Genomic DNA, 18,503 nt, shown 5'->3' with positions numbered 1-18,503 from the left:
TTCTATTTATTGTAATCTTCAAAGCAAAAAAAACCTTAATTATAGCCCCGATCGCAGTGGAAATCCCGGAATGAGGCGCGAGCAAAGCGAGCACCGAATGGAGGATTGTAACGAAGAGCGGGAAGAGTCTTCGGAAAAGCGAAAATCTTGTTGCTCCTAAAAATTAGAGAAAAGAGTTTAACATTCAGCGACGTTAACTGCGATGGCGAGGCCACCTTCGGAGGTTTCTTTGAAGCGGTCATTCATGCTTTGAGCGGTTTCCCACATCGATTGAATCACCTCGTCTAAAGTCACGCGCGCTTTGGTAGGATCGGATTCTAAGGCGATATTGGCCGCGGTAATCGCTTTGATGGCGCCCATAGAATTACGCTCGATACACGGAATCTGAACCAATCCACCGATAGGATCACAAGTCATGCCGAGGTGATGTTCCATGGCAATTTCGGCAGCCATCTGAACCTGACCTGGAGTTCCGCCCATGATCTCGGTAAGACCGGCCGCGGCCATGGCAGAGGAAACGCCAATCTCGGCTTGGCAACCGCCCATCGCCGCAGAAATGGTGGCGTTCTTTTTAAAGAGCGTTCCAATTTCGCCTGCTACCAAAAGGAAGCGGATGATATTATCGTCACTTTTGAAATCGGTGAAACATTGAGAATACATGAGAACGGCAGGAATTACGCCACTCGCACCGTTGGTTGGAGCCGTAATAATTCTTCCAAAATTGGCATTTTCTTCGTTCACGGCAAGCGCAAAACAGGAAACCCATTTATTGATATTGGTAAAACTTACATCCGCTTCGACAAGATGTTGATACCATTCATGAATATTTTTATAGACTTTGTCGCCCAGTAATTTGGTGTTCAAACCGGCTGCACGACGGGTCACATTTAAACCGCCAGGAAGAATTCCTTCTTTGTTGACACCTTTGTAAATGCATTCTTTAATCTGTTGCCAAATATAAAGGGCTTCTCTTTCGGTTTCTTCTTTGGTTCGCCAAGATTCTTCGTTGAGGAAAACCAGATCTGAAATTTTATCCAGATTTAATTTCGCAATATTTTTGTCGATATCTTTTCCGTTGTGGCAAGGATAAAGGGTTCTGGTACAATGGTTTTCGTAAGAATTAGCTTCTTGAGTGGCGATAAATCCGCCACCGATTGAATAGTAATCCTGAGATAATTCTTCACCATTTTCAAATACGGCTTTGAAGATCATTCCGTTCGGATGAAAGTCGAGTGATTTCTGTTTGTTTAAAATCAAATGATGACCGTAAATAAAAGGAATTTGTTTTTCGCCGTTAAGATTCAGCGTTTTCGAAAATTTGATATAAGCTACTTTCTCATCAATTTTGGACGTGTCGATTTCTTTAAAATTCTCACCTGAAAGTCCAAGCATTCCCGCGATATCAGTGCCGTGACCGATTCCGGTTTTGGCAAGTGAGCCAAAAAATTCTACAAAAACTTCTTTGACATCCTGAAGCTGGTGATCGGTTTTAATTTTTCTAATAAAACTTTCCGCCGCATTCCACGGTCCCATGGTATGGGAACTGGAAGGACCGATTCCTACTTTTATAATTTCAAAAACACTTATTGATTCCATTATTCTTTAATACGAGATGATGATTAGACCAAATTGAGAGCGTCACAAAGATAATTCTATTTTAATTAAACTTTAACTTTAAGTATTCTAAAAAAAACGTTTTAATCGCTAATTTTGATTTAAATAACAAATATGAAAACCCATTACGACTTTATCATTATCGGATCTGGCGCTGGAGGTGGAACGATTGCTTACACTTTGGCGGGAAGTGGCAAAAGTATTTTAATATTGGAACGCGGTAGTTTTCTACCTCAGGAGAAGGAAAACTGGGACACAATAGCAGTTTTCGACAAAGAAAGATACCACACCAAAGAAGTCTGGAAAGATAAAGACGGAAAAGATTTGCATCCCGGCACCGGATATTGGGTTGGTGGCAACACGAAGGTTTATGGCGCGGCCCTTTTTAGACTTCGGGAAAGGGATTTTGAGGAGATTCAACATGTGGGCGGAATCAGTCCAAGCTGGCCTTTGTCTTATTCTGATTTGGAACCTTATTATGCGAAGGCAGAAAGACTCTATGATGTTCATGGTAAATCAGGCGTAGATCCTACATAACCGTTTCGTACTACTGAACTTCCATATCAAGGTGTAAAAGATGAACCCAGAATTGCAGAAGTTCGGGAAGGTTTACAAAAAATGGGCTTGCATCCGTTTGATATTCCGTTGTGTATTAAATTAAATGAAGAAGATATGCTTCACAGCGAATGTATCAAATGCAATACCTGCGATGGATTCCCATGTTTACTGCACGCCAAAGCAGATGCCGATATCAACTGCATTCGGAAAATAATGGATCAGGAGAATATCACTCTTTTAATTAATGCCAAGGCGGAAAAACTACTGACCAACGAAGAGGGAAATCAAATTACTGGCGTTGAAACAATGGTGAATGGCGAACTAATAACCTTCAGCGCAGAAACTGTGATTGTTTCTTGTGGTGCCATTAATTCTGCCGCATTATTTTTAAAATCCGCTAATGAAAAACACCCAAATGGATTAGCCAATAAAAGCGATCAGGTTGGCAGGAATTTTATGAAACACCAAAATGCGGCCATGTTGGCGATAAGCTTTGAAAAAAATCCGGTCCATTTTCAGAAAACGTTTGCCATTAATGATTACTATTTTGGTGATGAAGATTTTAAATTTCCGATGGGCGGAATTCAGTTGATGGGGAAAAGCAATCGGTATATGTTAACGGATGATGCGCCGATTTTCACGCCTGCCAAAGTATTGTCGGAAATGGCTGAACATTCTGTGGACTTTTGGTTTATGGCCGAAGATTTACCGCTGGCAGAAAACCGTGTTTTATGGAAAGATGACCAAATTCATCTTCTTTACACCGAGCATAATGCTGAAGCGCTGGATCAATTATTGAAAAAATTCTCAAAGGTTTTAACGGAGATGGAAGATCATATTAAGTTTCTGCCGGAAAATATTAACATTAGTAAAAAGATTCCGCTGGCTGGCGTGGCTCATCAGAATGGCACTTTAAGATTTGGCAATAATCCTGAAACTTCTGTTTTGGATCCCCATTGTAAAACCCATGAAATCGATAATCTGTATGTTGTTGACGGTTCTTTTTTCCCAAGTTGCGGAGCCGTTAATCCGTCGTTAACGATTATTGCGAATGCTATTCGGGTTGGTGAACATCTTTTGGATAAGATTTTAGAGACTCGAGATTGAAAGATTGGAGACTAGAGATTAAAAGATTGGAGATTGGAGATCTTCATTTTTGAGTTCTTCAATTTTTGAGGTTTTAAGGTTTTAGAAAAAACATTTTGATTTGCTAAAATTGTTAAAGAAACTCCATGGTTATATTATTTCATTTACAAATTAAAGAATGCTAAAAAGCTTAAGGAAGAATTATATTTTATTTTTACAGGAAGGATTAGGCTTGTTTATCTTTATGATTTCTGCCTGCTTTTTCGCTGGAAATTTAGAGCATCAAACCACTGTTCTTCACCTCGATCTTCCGAATCCTAAAATTCGGTTGCTGGTTATGGCAATTGCAATGGCCACTACTGCCCTCTTTATTTTCTTATCACCTTTAACTTCGCCGTCGGGAGCTTTCATCAATCCTGCGGTATCAATTATGCGCTGGAGATTGGGACAATTAAGTCTGGAAAAGCTGATTTGGTATTCTGTTTTTCAAACCATCGGAGGATTATTGGCCGTTTACATTATGAAATTTTTGATGGGAAATGTTTTGAGTGATCCACCAGTAAATTATGTGGCAACTGTTCCAGGAAAGAACATAAGTGATATTTCGGCAGCTTTGATGGAAACTGTGACCGCTTTCGTAATGATTGCGATGGTTCTTTTTCTGTCTGACAGTAAGTTTTCGAAAACCGTTCCTTATTTATCTGCTCTTTTAGTCGGAGTTTATGTTTATATAGCTGGTCCGGTTTCGGGCTTTGGAATGAATCCGGCACGAACAATTGCAAGTGCTGTTCCGGCAAATATTTACACTTCTTTCTGGATTTATATGTTATGTCCAACCATTGGAATGCTTGCGGCAGCAGAACTTTATCTGCAAATCAAACACAAAAAACCTTTTGTAGATTTACATCTCGACGACAATTAATTTTCGATTTAATTTAATTAAAAACCATTCAGAAATATCTTTTTAGGAGATGCTCTTTCTTTAATCTTTTAAATTAAAATATTTTGCAATTACATAATTATCGCCAATCCTCAAAAGTTTATAAGGTTTTAAGCTATAATTCTTCTCTTTAAATGTTTTTGTTTTTATCTTTAATAAATCACATTGTTCAACAATTTTATCACTGATACTGATTGGTGCTAAACATAATTTTCCAGTACCTTTTTCAATATTATTTTTGATAATTTCAAGAGTAAAGTTTATATTTTTAATTTCAAAATAATTTTTCCAATTTCTGAATCCTTTAGTTTGCTCATTAATTGTATTTTCAAATTTCTTTAATAATTCTCTAGAATTGGGATAAGCTGAATTAATGAAAGTTTCAACATGATCTTCTTGATAATCAATCAACAATGGATGATTTAATTCAACCTCAAGAGTTCCAGCATTTCCTTTCTTAAGATAGAATTCTTTTTTTGCATCAAAATTAATATGATAATTTTCGTTTTGAAAGTTAACTATTACATAGGTTGTTTGAGTGTCAATAATTTTGACAACTTTACCAAATAAATCTTGAATTTTATCGACTCTCATTCTTGACGAAATGTTGTTTATAGTTTATGCTGACTCTTTTATTAAAAGAAAAGCAATCGTTATTTAGAGAAAATCTCCTCTAAAATTTTTGAAACTTCTTTAGCTTTAGTTACCGGAAAAAGATGTGTTCCATTCTCTACAACGTAATCTGGCTTTGAGTATTTCACCGGAAATACAATGTCTTTACTGCCCAGAATTTGGATTACTTTTGGATTAGGTTCGAATTTCCAGTCGCTCACTTTCTGAATTCCCCATTTTAAATAATAAGGATCTGTGACCTTTAAATACTGCATTAATTTGGGATTTTTAGGATCCACTAATTTTCGTGCAAATGAATAAATGGTTGCAGATTTTACATTAAACATTTGTTTGGGTAAAAAACGGGTAATCTTCGAAACTTCTCCGAATTTGATGAAGCGGGATTTTTCTTTATCAGATTTAATGCTTCCAAGAATAACTACTTTTTCAGCATGTTTAATTTTATCTATTTCTTGTACGATGAGTCCACCGAAAGAATAACCGAGTAAAGCAAACGGTTCGGAACTATCGACTCTAGCCGCCATTCTTCCTACATAATGATGAAACTCTTCATGATTGGTCGGAATCAACCAATTTAAAAAAACGACTTCTAAATTTTGTGGAAAAGTAATTTTTTCTAATACGGTAAAATCGGCTCCAAGTCCGCTAACAACATACAATTTCATAGATCAAAAATAGAAAAAAGAGCAGACAATGCTGCTCTTTTATAAAATAATATTTTGTTAAAATTATTTCGCGGTAATATTAATAACCATATCGATTGCGTCTTTTACGATTACATCCGCCGCTGTTGAAGCGTAAGCGATTCCGAATTTCTGACGGTCAAAACTAAACTTGTCTGAAATCATATTTAAAACTCCCTTATTCAAAGATATTTTTGCTGGAAAAGAAACAGGATTGGTTTTTCCTTTTGCGGTAAGAGTTCCGTTAACCATGTAAGGAAAAGCTTTGTCGTTATTCTTTTTTACAGAAGTAATCTTATAAGTTGCACTTGGGAATTTATCGGTTTCGAAAAAGTCACCGTTTTTCAAATGGTTGTTTAATTTGGTTTGGTATTCTCCTGATAAATCAGTTGCATTAATGCTAGTCATATCCAAAGAGAAAGTTCCTCCAACGATATTATTTCCTTTCATTACAACGTCTCCAGCTTTCAAAGTCACATTTCCGTTATGAGACGAAGCTTCAGTTTTTGCTAATTTGTAACCCCACCATTCAATGTTTGAATTAACAACTTTCTTGGTTTGAGCAAACATCATTCCTCCGGCCAAAAGTGCCGCTAATACTAAATTTTTCATTATTTCTTATTTAAAATTTCAAGTGCAAAAATATTGAAATTTTATATAGCAAAGTATTGATGTAGGATAAGAAATCTTATTTAGCTTTAATGGTGACATTCATTTCAACATCATTGATGATTAACATATCTTCGAAAATATTGTATTTCAAACCGTAATTTTTTCTGTTAAAGGTAAATTGAGCCGAAGTTAAAGTGTAAACAGCATTGCTTTGTGAAACCTTTACGGGGAAAGAAATATTTTTAGAAATCCCTTTAATAGTCAAAGGTCCCGTAACTTGATAGTTGTAGCCATTACTATTAATTTTCTTTAATGATTTGATTTGAAAGCTTGCTGTTGGAAATTTATTGGTGTCAAAAAAATCATCACTTTTCAAATGATTCTCCAGCATTTTCTTCATTTTTGGATCTTCATTCATATCTGCTGCATCGATGGATTTCATATCCATTACAAAACTTCCACCAGCCAAATCATCACCATTAAAAATTAGGGTTCCAGATTTTAAGTTGACAGTTCCGAAATGAGAAAGTGATTCTGCTCTTAAGGTTTTGTAGGCTTTCCAACGAATTTCAGAGGACAGAATAGTTTTGGATTGAGAAAATAGAGCGATTGAGAATACACCGAAAATAAGAAGTGCAAACTTTTTCATTAAAATTATTTGTTAGAATTAAAATTAAAAAACTTCGCTTTTGAGGCGAAGTTTATATATTGACTATATGATTAGCATTTGTTATAATAAGCGGCGTATAAAGCTGCTCCATTGAGAATTGTTTTTTCATCTTTAACTAAATAGATTGGAATATCTTTTAAAATATTTTCCATTTTATCACTGATAATGAAATTTTTATAAAACTTTTTGTTATTAATGAATTGCTCCAGCATTACTGGGATTTCTCCACTTAAAAATAAACCGCCAGTTGCTTTCATTTTTAAAACTAAACTGTTTGCTTCACGCGCAAGAAACACCAAAAAAGTATCGATTGTCATGGTACAAATACGGTCTCTTTTTTCAATTGCACCATGAATAATGGCTTGTGTAAAATTTCCTGCTTCGATTTCCTGAGTCAACCAATCTGGCTGTACTTGACGTTTTACATCTCTTAAGAATCGGTAAACATTAAATAAACCACCTTTAGAAAGTACAGATTCCCAACTTACGATTCCGTATATTTTTTGTAAAAACGAGTAGAATTCGACTTCATCATTCGTTCTTGGTGAGAATTCACAATGGCCACCTTCTGTTGCAAAAGGTCTTAGAAAACATCCATCCCAAAACAAAGCTGCTTCTCCCAAACCATCACCAGGCGCTAAAAGAACAGCGTTACCTGGCGTAAAATGTGCTGAATCATGAATGGTTACAAAATCATTTTCTGCGACATGTTCAAGACCGTAAGCAGAAGCTTCTAAATCATTAATTAAGAAAACCTCCTTAATTTGAGTCTCCTTTTTAATTTCGTCGGCATCTAATTTCCAAGGTAATCTTTGAGGTTCACTTTTCCCGCCAATGACAGGGCCAGGAACCGCTACGGCCAATTTTGAAATAGTTTCTGAAGAATGTTCACTAATAAAACTTTTTATGATCTCCGAAAAAGAACTGAATTCTTTCGTAGAGTAAGATTTTTCTATTTTCAAAAACACCCGTCTATTTTCAGCTGCATAAAGTCCTATAACCGTTTTTTCATCTCTAAGATCTGCTGCGATCAAAGAAATATCATCGTTTGTTTCAGACGAAATACCAGGTAAAAAAAGATTGAATTTATTTTTAGTTTCCATGTTGTAATGTTATCAACCAAAGATAATAATAATTTTAAAACACCACTGAAAAAATAAAAAAACCTCCTTTGTTACCAAAGAAGGTCTAAAAATTTTTATGCGAAGATTACTTACCCAAAGGGATATTGTAACCTACTCCTACGCCAATTGCACCAGCGTTGTATTTTTGATCTCCAATTTGTCCTTTATCACCTGTGAAGGTTTTTTGATATTGAACAGAGAAGTTCCAATCTTGGTTATGGTAACCGATTTCTGGTTTGATATACAAACCACCATCTGGTCTTTCTTTCGTATTATTCGCAGCAACTTTGTCATCCCCTACAATGAAACCGTAACCAATGTCAGTACCTAAATAGAAACCTGTTTGTTTAGGATAAATTCTGATTAAAGCAGCTACAGGAACAACTCCAAAATCGTTATTTTTTAGACTATTATTTTCTTTTCCAAAGAAATGACTGTATCCTGTTGCGATACCTAAACCAACTCCTGGCACCACTAAGTTTTGGTAAGAAACATCTAAACCTACAGTTCCACCAGCATTTTCTGCAGGAACAGCAAGTCCACCGTTGATTCCTACTTTTAGCATGTTATTCATACTTGCATTTTGTGCACTTACTAATCCCACTGTCATTAATCCTAATGCAAGGATTGTTTTCTTCATTGATTTCATAATTTTAAATTTTAAATTTTACGAAGAGGTACTTGTCAAAATCATGCCAAAACTTATAATATTATGTTAAAATTTTAATTAGCAAATGTTAAACCGTTGGCTATCAGTAGAAATAAATTCAAACAATCATTTAGATTTATAAATGGTCATTTTTGCAGGCTGTAAATCTTTCAAAAAAGAGGACAAAAAAAAGAGCTGATTAACAATCAACTCTTATCTTAAATAAAAAAATCTTTTAAAGATTTTCTAAAGCTTGCTGTACATCAGCATAACCACCTCCGTTATAGATATCGGTTAGATTTTCAGATTTAAAAAACTCCAACGCCTTTCCACTTCTGTTTCCGCTTCTGCAGAAAAAGATTTTCGGACCATCTAACTGCTCTACTTCTTCTTTACGATCTTCGATTTCTCCTAAAGGAATATTGATAGCAGATTCGATTTCGCCATCCATTTCCAATTCCATTGGTTCACGAACATCGATTAAATGGTATTTTCCTGATTTTAAAATTTCTTCAATTGACATATTATGCAATTTATTGGTTATAATAATTTAAGTAGCAAATTTATAAAATATTGTTAGTTTTGCAAGGCAATCTATGTTACAAAGTCCAGAAAATTATTCAAATCTTATTAAAGCCAAAGCAAAAAAGTTTGGTTTTCAAAATTGTGGAATTTCACGAGCTGATTTTTTAGAAGAAGATGCCCAACCGTTTGAAAGTTGGCTAAACAGAAACTACCATGGAGAAATGTCTTACATGGAAAATTATTTTGACAAAAGACTCGATCCACGTTTATTGGTTGAAGGTTCAAAATCGGTTATTTCACTTTCCTATAACTATTTCCCTGAAGAAAATCTGTTCGGAATTGATCAGTTAAAAATTTCTAAATATGCTTATGGACAAGATTACCATGAAATTATTAAAGAAATTTTAAAAGAAATGGTTGCTGAACTTCAAGAGGAAATAGGTGATTTTCAATGTCGGATTTTCACCGATTCTGCACCGATTTTAGAAAGAAGTTGGGCCAGAAAATCCGGAATTGGCTGGGTTGGAAAAAACGCCAACCTCATCACCAAACAAACCGGTTCTTTTTATTTTTTGGCGGAAATCATTTGTGATCTTGAACTTCAGGAAGATTTCGCAACCAAAGACCATTGTGGTTCTTGCCGAAAATGTATTGATGCCTGTCCCACCGATGCAATTGTTTCTGAACGAATTATTGATGGAAGTAAATGTATTTCTTACGCAACCATCGAATTAAAAAATGAAATCCCCGAAAGTTTTAAAGACAAAATGGAAGATTGGATGTTCGGTTGTGATATTTGTCAGGATGTTTGTCCTTGGAATCGTTTCTCAAAACCTCATCAGCAGGAGAAATTTAAACCCAATTTGAGGCTTCAAAATCTAAAAAAATCGGATTGGCAAGAATTGTCCCAAGAATTATTTTCAGAAATATTTCGAAAGTCGCCCGTAAAGAGAACGAAATTTGCAGGGCTGAAAAGGAATATAGAATTTTTGACTGATTCTAGAAATTCAGAACTGTAATTATTGAAAAAAATCATTTTAAACCTTTTAAATAGAATTGTATTTTTTAAACGCAAAGACGCAAAGATTTAATAAAACATATTAATAATTACGGTCGCAAAGGCGTTTCACATAGCAATGGGCGCAAATAATTTACATTAGCAATTACAGATATATCTGCATCATAATAACTCCATTAAAAAAATATTTACATTGAAAAAAACACTCCAAATTATTCTTAAAGCCCTAGCTGGAATTGTAGGTCTGGTTCTGCTCTACGTTGTGCTTGCTTTAACGATTCCTTTAATTCCAGTTCAGAAAAAAGCAACCACCGAAAAAGCAGAAGTTCCGATTTACCTTTACACCAATGGCGTTCATACAGATATTGTTCTTCCCATTAAAAATGATCAAATCGATTGGAGCAAAAAGATCTTATTTGAAAACACAGTTTCTAAAAGTTCAGATTTCAATTATGTCGGAATTGGTTGGGGCGATAAAGGATTCTATTTGGATACGCCAACTTGGGCACAATTAAAATTTTCTACGGCTTTTTATGCAGCTTTTTGGTTAGGCGATTCTGCGATGCATTGCACGTTTTATAAAACAATGAAAGAAGGTGATGATTGTAAAAAAATGCTGCTCACTAAATCGCAATATGCAGATCTTATCAAATTTGTGGATTCGAAGTTTGATAAAAATTCAATGGGACAGAATATTTTAATTCCAACGAAGGCAGTTTATGGAAATGATGATTCTTTTTATGAAGCTAAAGGAAGTTATAGTTTTTTATACACTTGTAATACTTGGACGAACAATGCTTTGAAAGCGGCCGGACAAAAAGCGGCACTTTGGACGCCTACTGATTTCGGTATTTTCGAACATTATAAATAAACTTTTGTTTAGATTTCCTGCGGTGCTAATTATATAGCATCTTTATAATCAACCTATTTGAATTTTTCAAAAAACAAAATCTCTCCTTCTTTAAACTTTTCCCTAAAATTGCAACCAATTAATCACTGAAAATTACTTGGGTAAAAAGCATTAAAAAAGTTCCCGATTAAGGGAACTTAAAAAAAAGAAAATCAATTAAATTTAATCTTTTGTTTCTAGACTGAATACAAGATCCAGTTCGTCTTTTACATAAACCATACCGCCCATTTTTTTGGGGGGAACAATCTTAAAGTCAGAAAACTTCAATCTTTTATTTCCTACCAAACTGTTGTTATAGTTAGAAAACTCAATATTATATTTTCTTGCAACGGTCATCATTTTTACTTCAACCACCGCTTCAAATTTATTAGAAGCTGTTTTCTTAAATTCTAAAAACTTGATAATCATGTTCGGATACTTATCCGATTGTAAAACTTTTCTAAAATCAGCAGTCATCATTTTATTTCTGCAATCAAAATCTTCTACAGCTACACTAATATTCGGCAGTTGATTTCCGGTAAAAGAATAAACGGAGCTGGAATTCTTGAACTTAGGATTACTACATTTAAACGTATTAATATTAGTCCAGCCATTAATTTCCAGTCCATTTTTCTGTGCGAAAACACTTGTAGAAAAAAGGATGATTAGTAAGAGGGTGATTTTAGTTTTCATGATTTTAGCATTCAATATTTAAGATAGAAAAAGGGGTCAATAATCAACCCCTTTTTCCTGTAATATTTAATAATTAGAAACCTATGGTTGCTTCAAACATAAAACCGTTAAACTTACCACCTCTTAGAGCACTGGTTGCTCCCCATACTGCATCATCGTTATATTTCTGAGTAACATACTCTACTTTTGCAAGTACGTTTTTGGTCAGAAACCAACCACCTCCTAAGTTCAATCTGTCGATTTTTCTTTCTGCAGAAACTTTATCATCTTTACCACTTACTGAGTTATATCTTCCACCTACGTAGAATTGCTCATTTCCTCCTAATCTGTAAAGTAGCTCACCTCCTAATTGAGTGTAGGCACCTCTTGTCGCTCTTGGTGTTAAACCGCTCGCTTTATTACCAGTAACATATTCATAAACTCCGAAGAATTCTAAACCTTGATATTTGATGAATGGATTCACTTGGAATGCATTTACTTTTTTGAACCCTGGGTTAAATCTTCCTGTTAAAGGATTATCCATTCCCATTGCATCATTTTCAGTTAACAATACATAGTAGTATCTAGATCCTGCTCTGTCTGCACTGTATAAGTTTCCACCAGTGGTTAAACCGTTTGTCTGGATGAATGATCCTGTTAATCTTACTCTTAAATCTGAACTAACTTGTTTGTCATAACCTAATTTAGCATATACTGAAGGGGAATTCCAGCTTGTTCCTTTAACAGGAGTTTGGTTTAATTTCCCATTAGACATACCAACCATCCCAATAAAATTATTGTAGAATCCGTATGCTTCACCAAAAGCCTCTGTCGTAAAGCTGTCCATAATATAGTTCCCTACGAATGGGTTGTTAATGGCTTCCGCATTATCAGTTCTTCTGAAGTGAGTGTCACCGTAGTTAATCTCATCCATACCGATTTTTACTCTTGCGTGCTTCATGATATCTTCAGCAAATCCTTCTTTAATAAAATCAAGATTATCAACCTGAATATAACCTCCTTTTACCCAAGCTTCGTTATGGTGACGGGCAGAAAGATAAGTTCTTAAGTGCATTTTCAAACCTTTTCCTAAATAGGCATTCACATCTAAATTAGCAGTAGGAAGGTTAAAATCTTTACCCATCACTCTTAAGGTATTTGGAGTAGTGGTTCCTGTTTTTAAACCTAATGAAGGCGCTTTAGTTGATTGATCTAATCCTTGGAACTGTAAAGCGAAATCTCCACCAACAGATACTTTCACACCATCATACTCTGGAGATGGTCCTTTTGGGTCTTCAAACACGTTACGTGATGATTTTTCTGGAGCCAAGTAGTCTCTCATAGAAGTTGAAACTTCCTGTGCACTCACAAAATTGATTCCCGTAACTAGTACTGCGAGCATCGATGCTCTGATTAACATAGTTTTCATATTCTTAATTTTAATTATTTATAAATTGTTTGTCTGTTTGTTTGTCTGCTATTTAGTTAGCAACAGCATTAACTGTGATGGTGATTTCATTTCCAGTTTTAACAGTATTCATCATGAAAGCTGGAGGAGTTACGCCGTAATCAGTCATTTTAATATTTGCCTGACCCCAAACGGTATAAGAGTTTCCATTTTTCGTAACATTTACGGGCATCGTAATTGTTTTAGTTACGTTAGTTACCGTTAGTTTTCCAGTCATTGTTCCTTTCCCCATATTTACAGAAGCTGCTGTAAAAGTGATGTTCGGGTATTTATCTGCTTCGATTGCTTTGTAAGCGTTGTTATCCATTGGTCCTTTTCCGCTCTTTAATGTTTTAGAACCCATTTTATAAGTAATATCCTGGATTGCATTTCCTGCTACATTTCCAGAAAAAGTACCACTGGTTGAAGTCATGCTCCATTCGTGTAAAGTAGAAGTTCCAGAAACTGTAGTTTTAACATTACTGCTATTAATTTTTTGTGCAGCTACTAATCCTGAAAACATTCCGAAAGCGAGGACTAGGGTTTTGAAGTTTACTAAATTTTTCATTGTATCTAATTTTAAATATTTACTGTTGAGTTGATCATCATTTTGTAGTACAAAGATATCCTGATAATTGTAAGATTCATAATAATTAGGGATTAATATAAATGACATATATCTTATATTCTATAAAATATGCGTAATTACCAGTTTAAATACATTATTATTAAAAATAAATCAATATATATTGTAGTTACTTCCTGATTAAGTAAAAAAAAATCACTAATGTTAAATATTGTTAAGATCAAAAATTAAACACCTGTATAAAACTTGATAGAAATCATAAGAAAATGTATAATATATTTCAAAAATTGTATTATTTTGAGGTAATATTATTTAGAATAAAGAAAAATAACGAAGATATTTCACAATATAAATAAACCAGGATTTTTGTAATGTTTTATTTTTTTAACAAAGTTGAAATATAGAAAACCACAATCTCATATTTTGGGGACGATAATTATAAAAAGATAATTTTAGAGAAATCGAATAATTAAATCTTCAATAAGGAGCAGCAAAACTTTCGCTTCTTACAAATGCGGTCCCGCTGTCCGCTGTATCCTCCCGTTCCGAATTCTCGGAAACGGGAGGGATGTCGCTGCCATCGTGGCTATAACTTCAGGCGTATCTTCTTACCAAGGAAAAAGCATATACTTTTAGTAAAAAAAATCACTTTAATCGATCTACTTTAAAAGCATTAGCGTAAATAGAGATTCGTGGAATAATAGATTTTATGTTTTATTTACCTATTATCTAAATAATCCCCAAAGGTATTGTGACTCATAAGATGTAACGTATAGAAAATTTTTCCTTCTCAGACTAATCAAAATTTTTGATTAGTCCCCAAGCTTTACACTTGATCACAGAAAACCAGATCCTAAATATTTTTCTAATAAAATTTTTCATAAAATCACAAAAAAAACCTCTGCGAATCAATGATTGCAGAGGTTTTTAGTACCCGGTACCAGAATCGAACTGGTACATCTTGCGATACTAGAGTTTGAGTCTAGCGCGTCTACCAATTCCGCCAACCGGGCTCTTTAAATTGGTGTGCAAATATAGAATTATTTTTTATTTAAGAAAAATTATTTCCCGATTTTTTTAATATTATTTAAATAAATAGGAATATTATTTTTTAACTGTTTGATTTTCAAAACAACAGTTCCAAACCATCATAGGCAAGATGTACATTTTCGGGAAGCTCCAGCTCCGTTTCATCATGCAAACCGAGGTGATGAGAGATATGAGTGAGGTACATTTTCTTCGGTTTTAACTCCTCAAACAGTTCTAAGACCTGTGGCAATATAAAATGAGCAGGATGTAAATCGGTTTTCCGAATACAATTCAAAATCAAATAATCAAGATTTTTCAATTTCTCTTTCTCATTATCTGAGATAAAACTCGCATCTGTAATATAAGCGAGCTTTTTAAATTTATACCCGAAAATAGAAATCTTACCATGAGAAACCGCAATAGGAATCACCTCAGTATCTAAAATAGTAAAGGGCTTTTCAATTTCATGCAGATTAAAAGCTGGCGCACCAGGATATCTTACATCCGCAAATGCGTATGAAAATCTTAATTTAATTTCGTCACCTACCCTTTTCTGACAATAAAGATCAATGTTCTTTCTATTTTTAAAGATTAAAGGTCGCAGATCATCTAAGCCAATCACATGGTCATTATGTTCGTGAGTTAGCAGAACTGCATCGATTTGTTCCTCTTTATTGTCAAGCATCTGCATTCGAAAATCGGGTCCACAATCGATCAGAATTTTTTTCCCAAAATCAGTCGTCACCAACGTCGACGAACGAAAACGTTTATCTTTTAAGTTTAATGAAGTACAAACCTCACAATGGCAGCCAATGACTGGCACTCCCTGAGAAGTACCCGTTCCTAAAAATTTCAACTTCATTTTTTTTGATGTTGGTTTAATTTTGGTAAATTTACAAAAAATTAGAATTGACAGTGATTCATCCGAAATTAACACCGAAACAGAAAGCTTTAGCGATTAATCTGGATCGAAATATTTATGGCACCTTCGCAGAGATTGGTGCTGGCCAGGAAACGGTTCGCCATTTTTTTAGAGCAGGCGGCGCTTCCCAAACTATTGCAAAAGCCATGTCAGCATATGACAAAGACTTTAGTGATGCCATTTACGGCAAAGAAGCCAAAAACAGATATGTTACCCAAAACAGACTCCGCAAAATGTTGCGGTATGAAGTTTCTTTGATAGAAGAGCGTGTATCACGCGAAACATTTCCGGGTAGAAAATTTTTCTCTTATGCCAATACCGTAACGACGATCAATTTTGATAAAACCATGAAAGGTCATGGTTGGGTAGGATTGCGTTTTCAATGTCATGAAGCGGAAGATTACAATGAGATCGTTCTTCACGTAAAGTTTAATGAAAATGATGCTACTTTACAGCAAGAAACTTTAGGAAGCTTAGGAGTTAATCTTATCTACGGCGCATTCAACTATGCTGATAATCCCCGTAGGATGATCAACTCGCTTTTAGATGATATTTCCAAAGACAATATAGAAATCGACATGATCGATTTTAGCGGACCTGCTTTCTCTTATGTTGATAACCGATTGATGAGTTTACAATTGGTGAAGAACGGAATGACAGATGCGGTTATTTTTAATTCTGAAGGAAATAATATGTTACCCGCTGATATCCTTTACAAGAAAAATATTTTCGCAGTTCGTGGGAGTTTCCGTCCGGTAACTTTGGTGAATATTGACATGTTTGAGAAAGGCTTAGACCTTTTCAAAAAAGATTGGGGTTGCAGTGAAGAAGAAACTGAAGTTTTATTTGAAATTACGATTGCTAATCTTAGAGCTGCCGGAGATATTGATGAAAGAGATTTCCTTGACAGAGTCGATATTTTAGGAAAACTTGGATATACGGTCATCATCTCTAACTTCTCAGAATACTACCGATTAATCGACTACTTCGCTCCTTATACCAACGGTAAAATAGGGGTAGCAATGGGCGTGAATAATATGCTGGACGTTTTTGATGAAAATTATTATGAAAATCTTTCAGGTGGAATCTTGGAAGCATTTGGTAAGTTTTTCAGAAAAGGAATGCGCGTTTATCTGTATCCATACAAAGATCCTGAAACTCATCAATTATTGACCGCAAATAATTTAAAGGTTAATGATAGTTTGAAAGAATTGTACAAATACTTTAAACACAATAAACGAATCGTCGATATTCAAAATCACAATCCAAATTATTCTGAAATATACTCCCGAAGTATTCTTGAAAAAATTGCCAGTCATAACCCAACATGGGAGCAGGAAGTTCCGGAAGGGGTGGCAGATTTGATTAAAGAGCGCGGAATGTTTGGTTATAAAGAAGAATTAATACTTAAAGAATTTTCTTAAAAATATAAAAATATGTCAGAAATAAAAAAACGACTTTCTATTATATTAGAAAGTCCAAAAAATAATAAAGAAGAAAAACTTCAAAAAATCTGTACTTTATTGGATCAAGAAATTTCCTATTTCAACTGGACCGGATTTTACTTTAAAAACGGTGACAAAGAAGAATTGATTTTAGGACCTTACTTTGGTGCTCCGACAGATCATACCATTATTCCTTACGGAAAAGGAATTTGTGGTCAGGTGGCTGTGTCTAATGAAACTTTCGTTGTTCCGGATGTTCATGAGCAAGACAACTATTTGAGTTGTTCAATCGACACCAAAGCAGAAATCGTAGTTCCGATTATGAAAGATGGTCAAAATATCGGACAAATTGATATTGACTCTCACAAAGTAGATCCATTCACAGATGAAGATCGTGAGATGCTGGAATGGCTTTGTGCAGAAGTTGCAAAGATTATGTAATCAATATTTGATTAAAATAAAAAAAGTGTGGATTTATAGTAAGTCCACACTTTTGGGTTTTTTAATGGTTTTTTATTCTGCTAAATCAGCGATTCCTTTTTTATCTAAACGGTAAACGGTCCATTCATTCATAGGTTTTGCTTGAAGTGATTCGTAGAAATCGATGGCGGGCTGATTCCAGTTTAGAACCGACCACTCCATTCTTCCGCAGTTTTCTGCTTTTGCAATTTTTGTCAGTTCAATGAGCAAGGTTTTTCCGTATCCTTTTCCGCGGTGTTCTGGCTCTACATAAAGGTCTTCCAAATACAATCCGGGTTTTCCTACAAAAGTTGAAAAATTGTAGAAATAAAGCGCAAATCCAGCCGGAATACCATTTTCTTCGCCGATGATGACGTGTGCGAATTTCTTTACAAATATATTTTCCTGAAGTTCCTCTACCGAAGTTACAACTTCGTCTTCCATTTTTTCATAAACGGCGAGTTTTTTAATAAGATCAAAAATTACTGGAGTATCTTCTGGCGTGGCTTTTCTAATCGTGAACATTTCTTTTTAATTTTAGAAATCAAAGTTAAGGTTTTTGAAAGAATTTTATTTAAAATGACGTGATAAAGAAAGCAGTTTTGAAATTTATTGGCTGAATAAATGCCACGAATGCACGAATTTTCTTGCTATAAAAAATCTTGATTAATAAAAAGTATTATTCGTGCATTCGTGGCAAATCAGAATTAAATAATATCGCGATAATTTAATTTAAAAATCCACTCGTAAATAGCCCCGATTGACTCTATTTTTTTATTTTTTTTAAGGAATCGTCGAATCTCATTCTTCGATTTGCAGCGACATCCTTTTCTGAGGAGGAACGACGAGGAAAAGACCTGCCTGTCGGCAGACAGATATAGCGGAAAGCGGGATTAAGCTCCAAAAAAAAACCTTTGAGAAATTCTCAAAGGTTTGCTTTTA

20 protein-coding genes and 1 tRNA gene are annotated in these 18,503 nt (G+C 34.7%); 7 read left to right on the top strand and 14 right to left on the bottom strand.

Going from position 1 to position 18,503, the window contains the following annotated elements; genetic code table 11:
* Positions 1 to 177: 177 nt before the first annotated feature.
* On the bottom strand, positions 178 to 1,596 hold the full coding sequence (locus tag Q73A0000_RS02555) for an L-serine ammonia-lyase (RefSeq protein WP_193812529.1): 1,419 nt from the start codon (positions 1,594 to 1,596) through the stop codon (positions 178 to 180).
* Positions 1,597 to 1,728: 132 nt separating this feature from the next.
* Here Q73A0000_RS02555 and Q73A0000_RS17140 point away from each other — a divergent pair, with 132 nt between their 5' ends.
* The 3 genes from Q73A0000_RS17140 to Q73A0000_RS02545 all read left to right on the top strand — a co-directional run bounded on the left by Q73A0000_RS17140 (position 1,729) and on the right by Q73A0000_RS02545 (position 4,180).
* On the top strand, positions 1,729 to 2,151 hold the full coding sequence (locus Q73A0000_RS17140) for an NAD(P)-binding protein (protein ID WP_208458800.1): 423 nt from the start codon (positions 1,729 to 1,731) through the stop codon (positions 2,149 to 2,151).
* An 81-nt stretch (positions 2,152 to 2,232) separates the two neighbouring features.
* Complete coding sequence (locus Q73A0000_RS17135) at positions 2,233 to 3,279, top strand: GMC oxidoreductase (protein WP_208458799.1); 1,047 nt, start codon at positions 2,233 to 2,235, stop codon at positions 3,277 to 3,279.
* A 157-nt stretch (positions 3,280 to 3,436) separates the two neighbouring features.
* Complete coding sequence (locus tag Q73A0000_RS02545) at positions 3,437 to 4,180, top strand: MIP/aquaporin family protein (protein ID WP_193812528.1); 744 nt, start codon at positions 3,437 to 3,439, stop codon at positions 4,178 to 4,180.
* Positions 4,181 to 4,240: 60 nt separating this feature from the next.
* Here the strand turns inward: Q73A0000_RS02545 and Q73A0000_RS02540 are convergent, their stop codons facing one another.
* From Q73A0000_RS02540 to Q73A0000_RS02510, 7 genes are all read right to left on the bottom strand, one after another.
* Positions 4,241 to 4,792, bottom strand: coding sequence for a hypothetical protein (locus Q73A0000_RS02540; RefSeq protein WP_193812527.1), 552 nt, complete (start codon positions 4,790 to 4,792; stop codon positions 4,241 to 4,243).
* Between the two features lie 59 nt (positions 4,793 to 4,851).
* On the bottom strand, positions 4,852 to 5,496 hold the full coding sequence (locus Q73A0000_RS02535) for an alpha/beta hydrolase (protein WP_193812526.1): 645 nt from the start codon (positions 5,494 to 5,496) through the stop codon (positions 4,852 to 4,854).
* Positions 5,497 to 5,559: 63 nt separating this feature from the next.
* A complete protein-coding gene (locus tag Q73A0000_RS02530; RefSeq protein ID WP_193812525.1) occupies positions 5,560 to 6,126 on the bottom strand; it encodes a YceI family protein in 567 nt (188 codons plus the stop codon).
* A gap of 76 nt (positions 6,127 to 6,202) precedes the next feature.
* Positions 6,203 to 6,775, bottom strand: a complete 573-nt coding sequence (locus Q73A0000_RS02525; protein ID WP_193812524.1) for a YceI family protein — start codon at positions 6,773 to 6,775, stop codon at positions 6,203 to 6,205.
* Positions 6,776 to 6,846: 71 nt separating this feature from the next.
* Positions 6,847 to 7,899 (bottom strand): glucokinase, encoded by a 1,053-nt coding sequence (locus Q73A0000_RS02520; protein ID WP_193812523.1) that lies wholly within the window; start codon positions 7,897 to 7,899, stop codon positions 6,847 to 6,849.
* A gap of 106 nt (positions 7,900 to 8,005) precedes the next feature.
* Complete coding sequence (locus tag Q73A0000_RS02515) at positions 8,006 to 8,569, bottom strand: hypothetical protein (RefSeq protein ID WP_193812522.1); 564 nt, start codon at positions 8,567 to 8,569, stop codon at positions 8,006 to 8,008.
* 235 nt (positions 8,570 to 8,804) lie between these two features.
* Positions 8,805 to 9,092 carry a rhodanese-like domain-containing protein gene (locus tag Q73A0000_RS02510; RefSeq protein WP_193812521.1) on the bottom strand — a complete coding sequence of 96 codons (288 nt, stop codon included), beginning with the start codon at positions 9,090 to 9,092 and terminating at the stop codon, positions 8,805 to 8,807.
* A 73-nt stretch (positions 9,093 to 9,165) separates the two neighbouring features.
* On the opposite strand from Q73A0000_RS02510, the gene queG reads away from it, so the two are divergent.
* A complete protein-coding gene (queG, locus tag Q73A0000_RS02505; protein ID WP_193812520.1) occupies positions 9,166 to 10,113 on the top strand; it encodes a tRNA epoxyqueuosine(34) reductase QueG in 948 nt (315 codons plus the stop codon).
* Between the two features lie 192 nt (positions 10,114 to 10,305).
* The gene (locus tag Q73A0000_RS02500; RefSeq protein WP_193812519.1) at positions 10,306 to 10,983 is read left to right on the top strand and encodes a TIGR02117 family protein; all 678 of its coding nucleotides are present in this window, start codon (positions 10,306 to 10,308) and stop codon (positions 10,981 to 10,983) included.
* A gap of 201 nt (positions 10,984 to 11,184) precedes the next feature.
* Here Q73A0000_RS02500 and Q73A0000_RS02495 read toward each other — a convergent pair whose 3' ends face one another.
* The 5 genes from Q73A0000_RS02495 to Q73A0000_RS02475 form a co-directional block, all read right to left on the bottom strand.
* Positions 11,185 to 11,694 (bottom strand): hypothetical protein, encoded by a 510-nt coding sequence (locus Q73A0000_RS02495; RefSeq protein WP_193812518.1) that lies wholly within the window; start codon positions 11,692 to 11,694, stop codon positions 11,185 to 11,187.
* Between the two features lie 73 nt (positions 11,695 to 11,767).
* Positions 11,768 to 13,102, bottom strand: coding sequence for a hypothetical protein (locus tag Q73A0000_RS02490; protein ID WP_193812517.1), 1,335 nt, complete (start codon positions 13,100 to 13,102; stop codon positions 11,768 to 11,770).
* A gap of 52 nt (positions 13,103 to 13,154) precedes the next feature.
* Positions 13,155 to 13,796 carry a YceI family protein gene (locus Q73A0000_RS02485; protein ID WP_193812516.1) on the bottom strand — a complete coding sequence of 214 codons (642 nt, stop codon included), beginning with the start codon at positions 13,794 to 13,796 and terminating at the stop codon, positions 13,155 to 13,157.
* Between the two features lie 841 nt (positions 13,797 to 14,637).
* Positions 14,638 to 14,719: transfer RNA gene (locus Q73A0000_RS02480), tRNA-Leu, on the bottom strand.
* A gap of 113 nt (positions 14,720 to 14,832) precedes the next feature.
* A complete protein-coding gene (locus Q73A0000_RS02475; RefSeq protein ID WP_193812515.1) occupies positions 14,833 to 15,597 on the bottom strand; it encodes an MBL fold metallo-hydrolase in 765 nt (254 codons plus the stop codon).
* Positions 15,598 to 15,653: 56 nt separating this feature from the next.
* Between Q73A0000_RS02475 and Q73A0000_RS02470 the strand changes: the two genes are divergently transcribed.
* Together Q73A0000_RS02470 and Q73A0000_RS02465 are read left to right on the top strand one after the other, a co-directional pair.
* On the top strand, positions 15,654 to 17,081 hold the full coding sequence (locus Q73A0000_RS02470) for a TonB-dependent receptor (protein WP_410504139.1): 1,428 nt from the start codon (positions 15,654 to 15,656) through the stop codon (positions 17,079 to 17,081).
* 12 nt (positions 17,082 to 17,093) lie between these two features.
* Complete coding sequence (locus tag Q73A0000_RS02465; protein WP_193812513.1) at positions 17,094 to 17,543, top strand: GAF domain-containing protein; 450 nt, start codon at positions 17,094 to 17,096, stop codon at positions 17,541 to 17,543.
* A gap of 72 nt (positions 17,544 to 17,615) precedes the next feature.
* On the opposite strand, the gene Q73A0000_RS02460 is transcribed toward Q73A0000_RS02465, so the two are convergent.
* Positions 17,616 to 18,086 (bottom strand): GNAT family N-acetyltransferase, encoded by a 471-nt coding sequence (locus Q73A0000_RS02460; RefSeq protein WP_193812512.1) that lies wholly within the window; start codon positions 18,084 to 18,086, stop codon positions 17,616 to 17,618.
* Between the last annotated feature and the right edge of the window lie 417 nt (positions 18,087 to 18,503).

Source organism: Kaistella flava (ex Peng et al. 2021), from assembly GCF_015191005.1.
In the GTDB taxonomy this organism is placed as follows: Bacteria; Bacteroidota; Bacteroidia; order Flavobacteriales; family Weeksellaceae; genus Kaistella; species Kaistella flava.
This window is presented reverse-complemented; position numbering and strand designations above follow the sequence as displayed.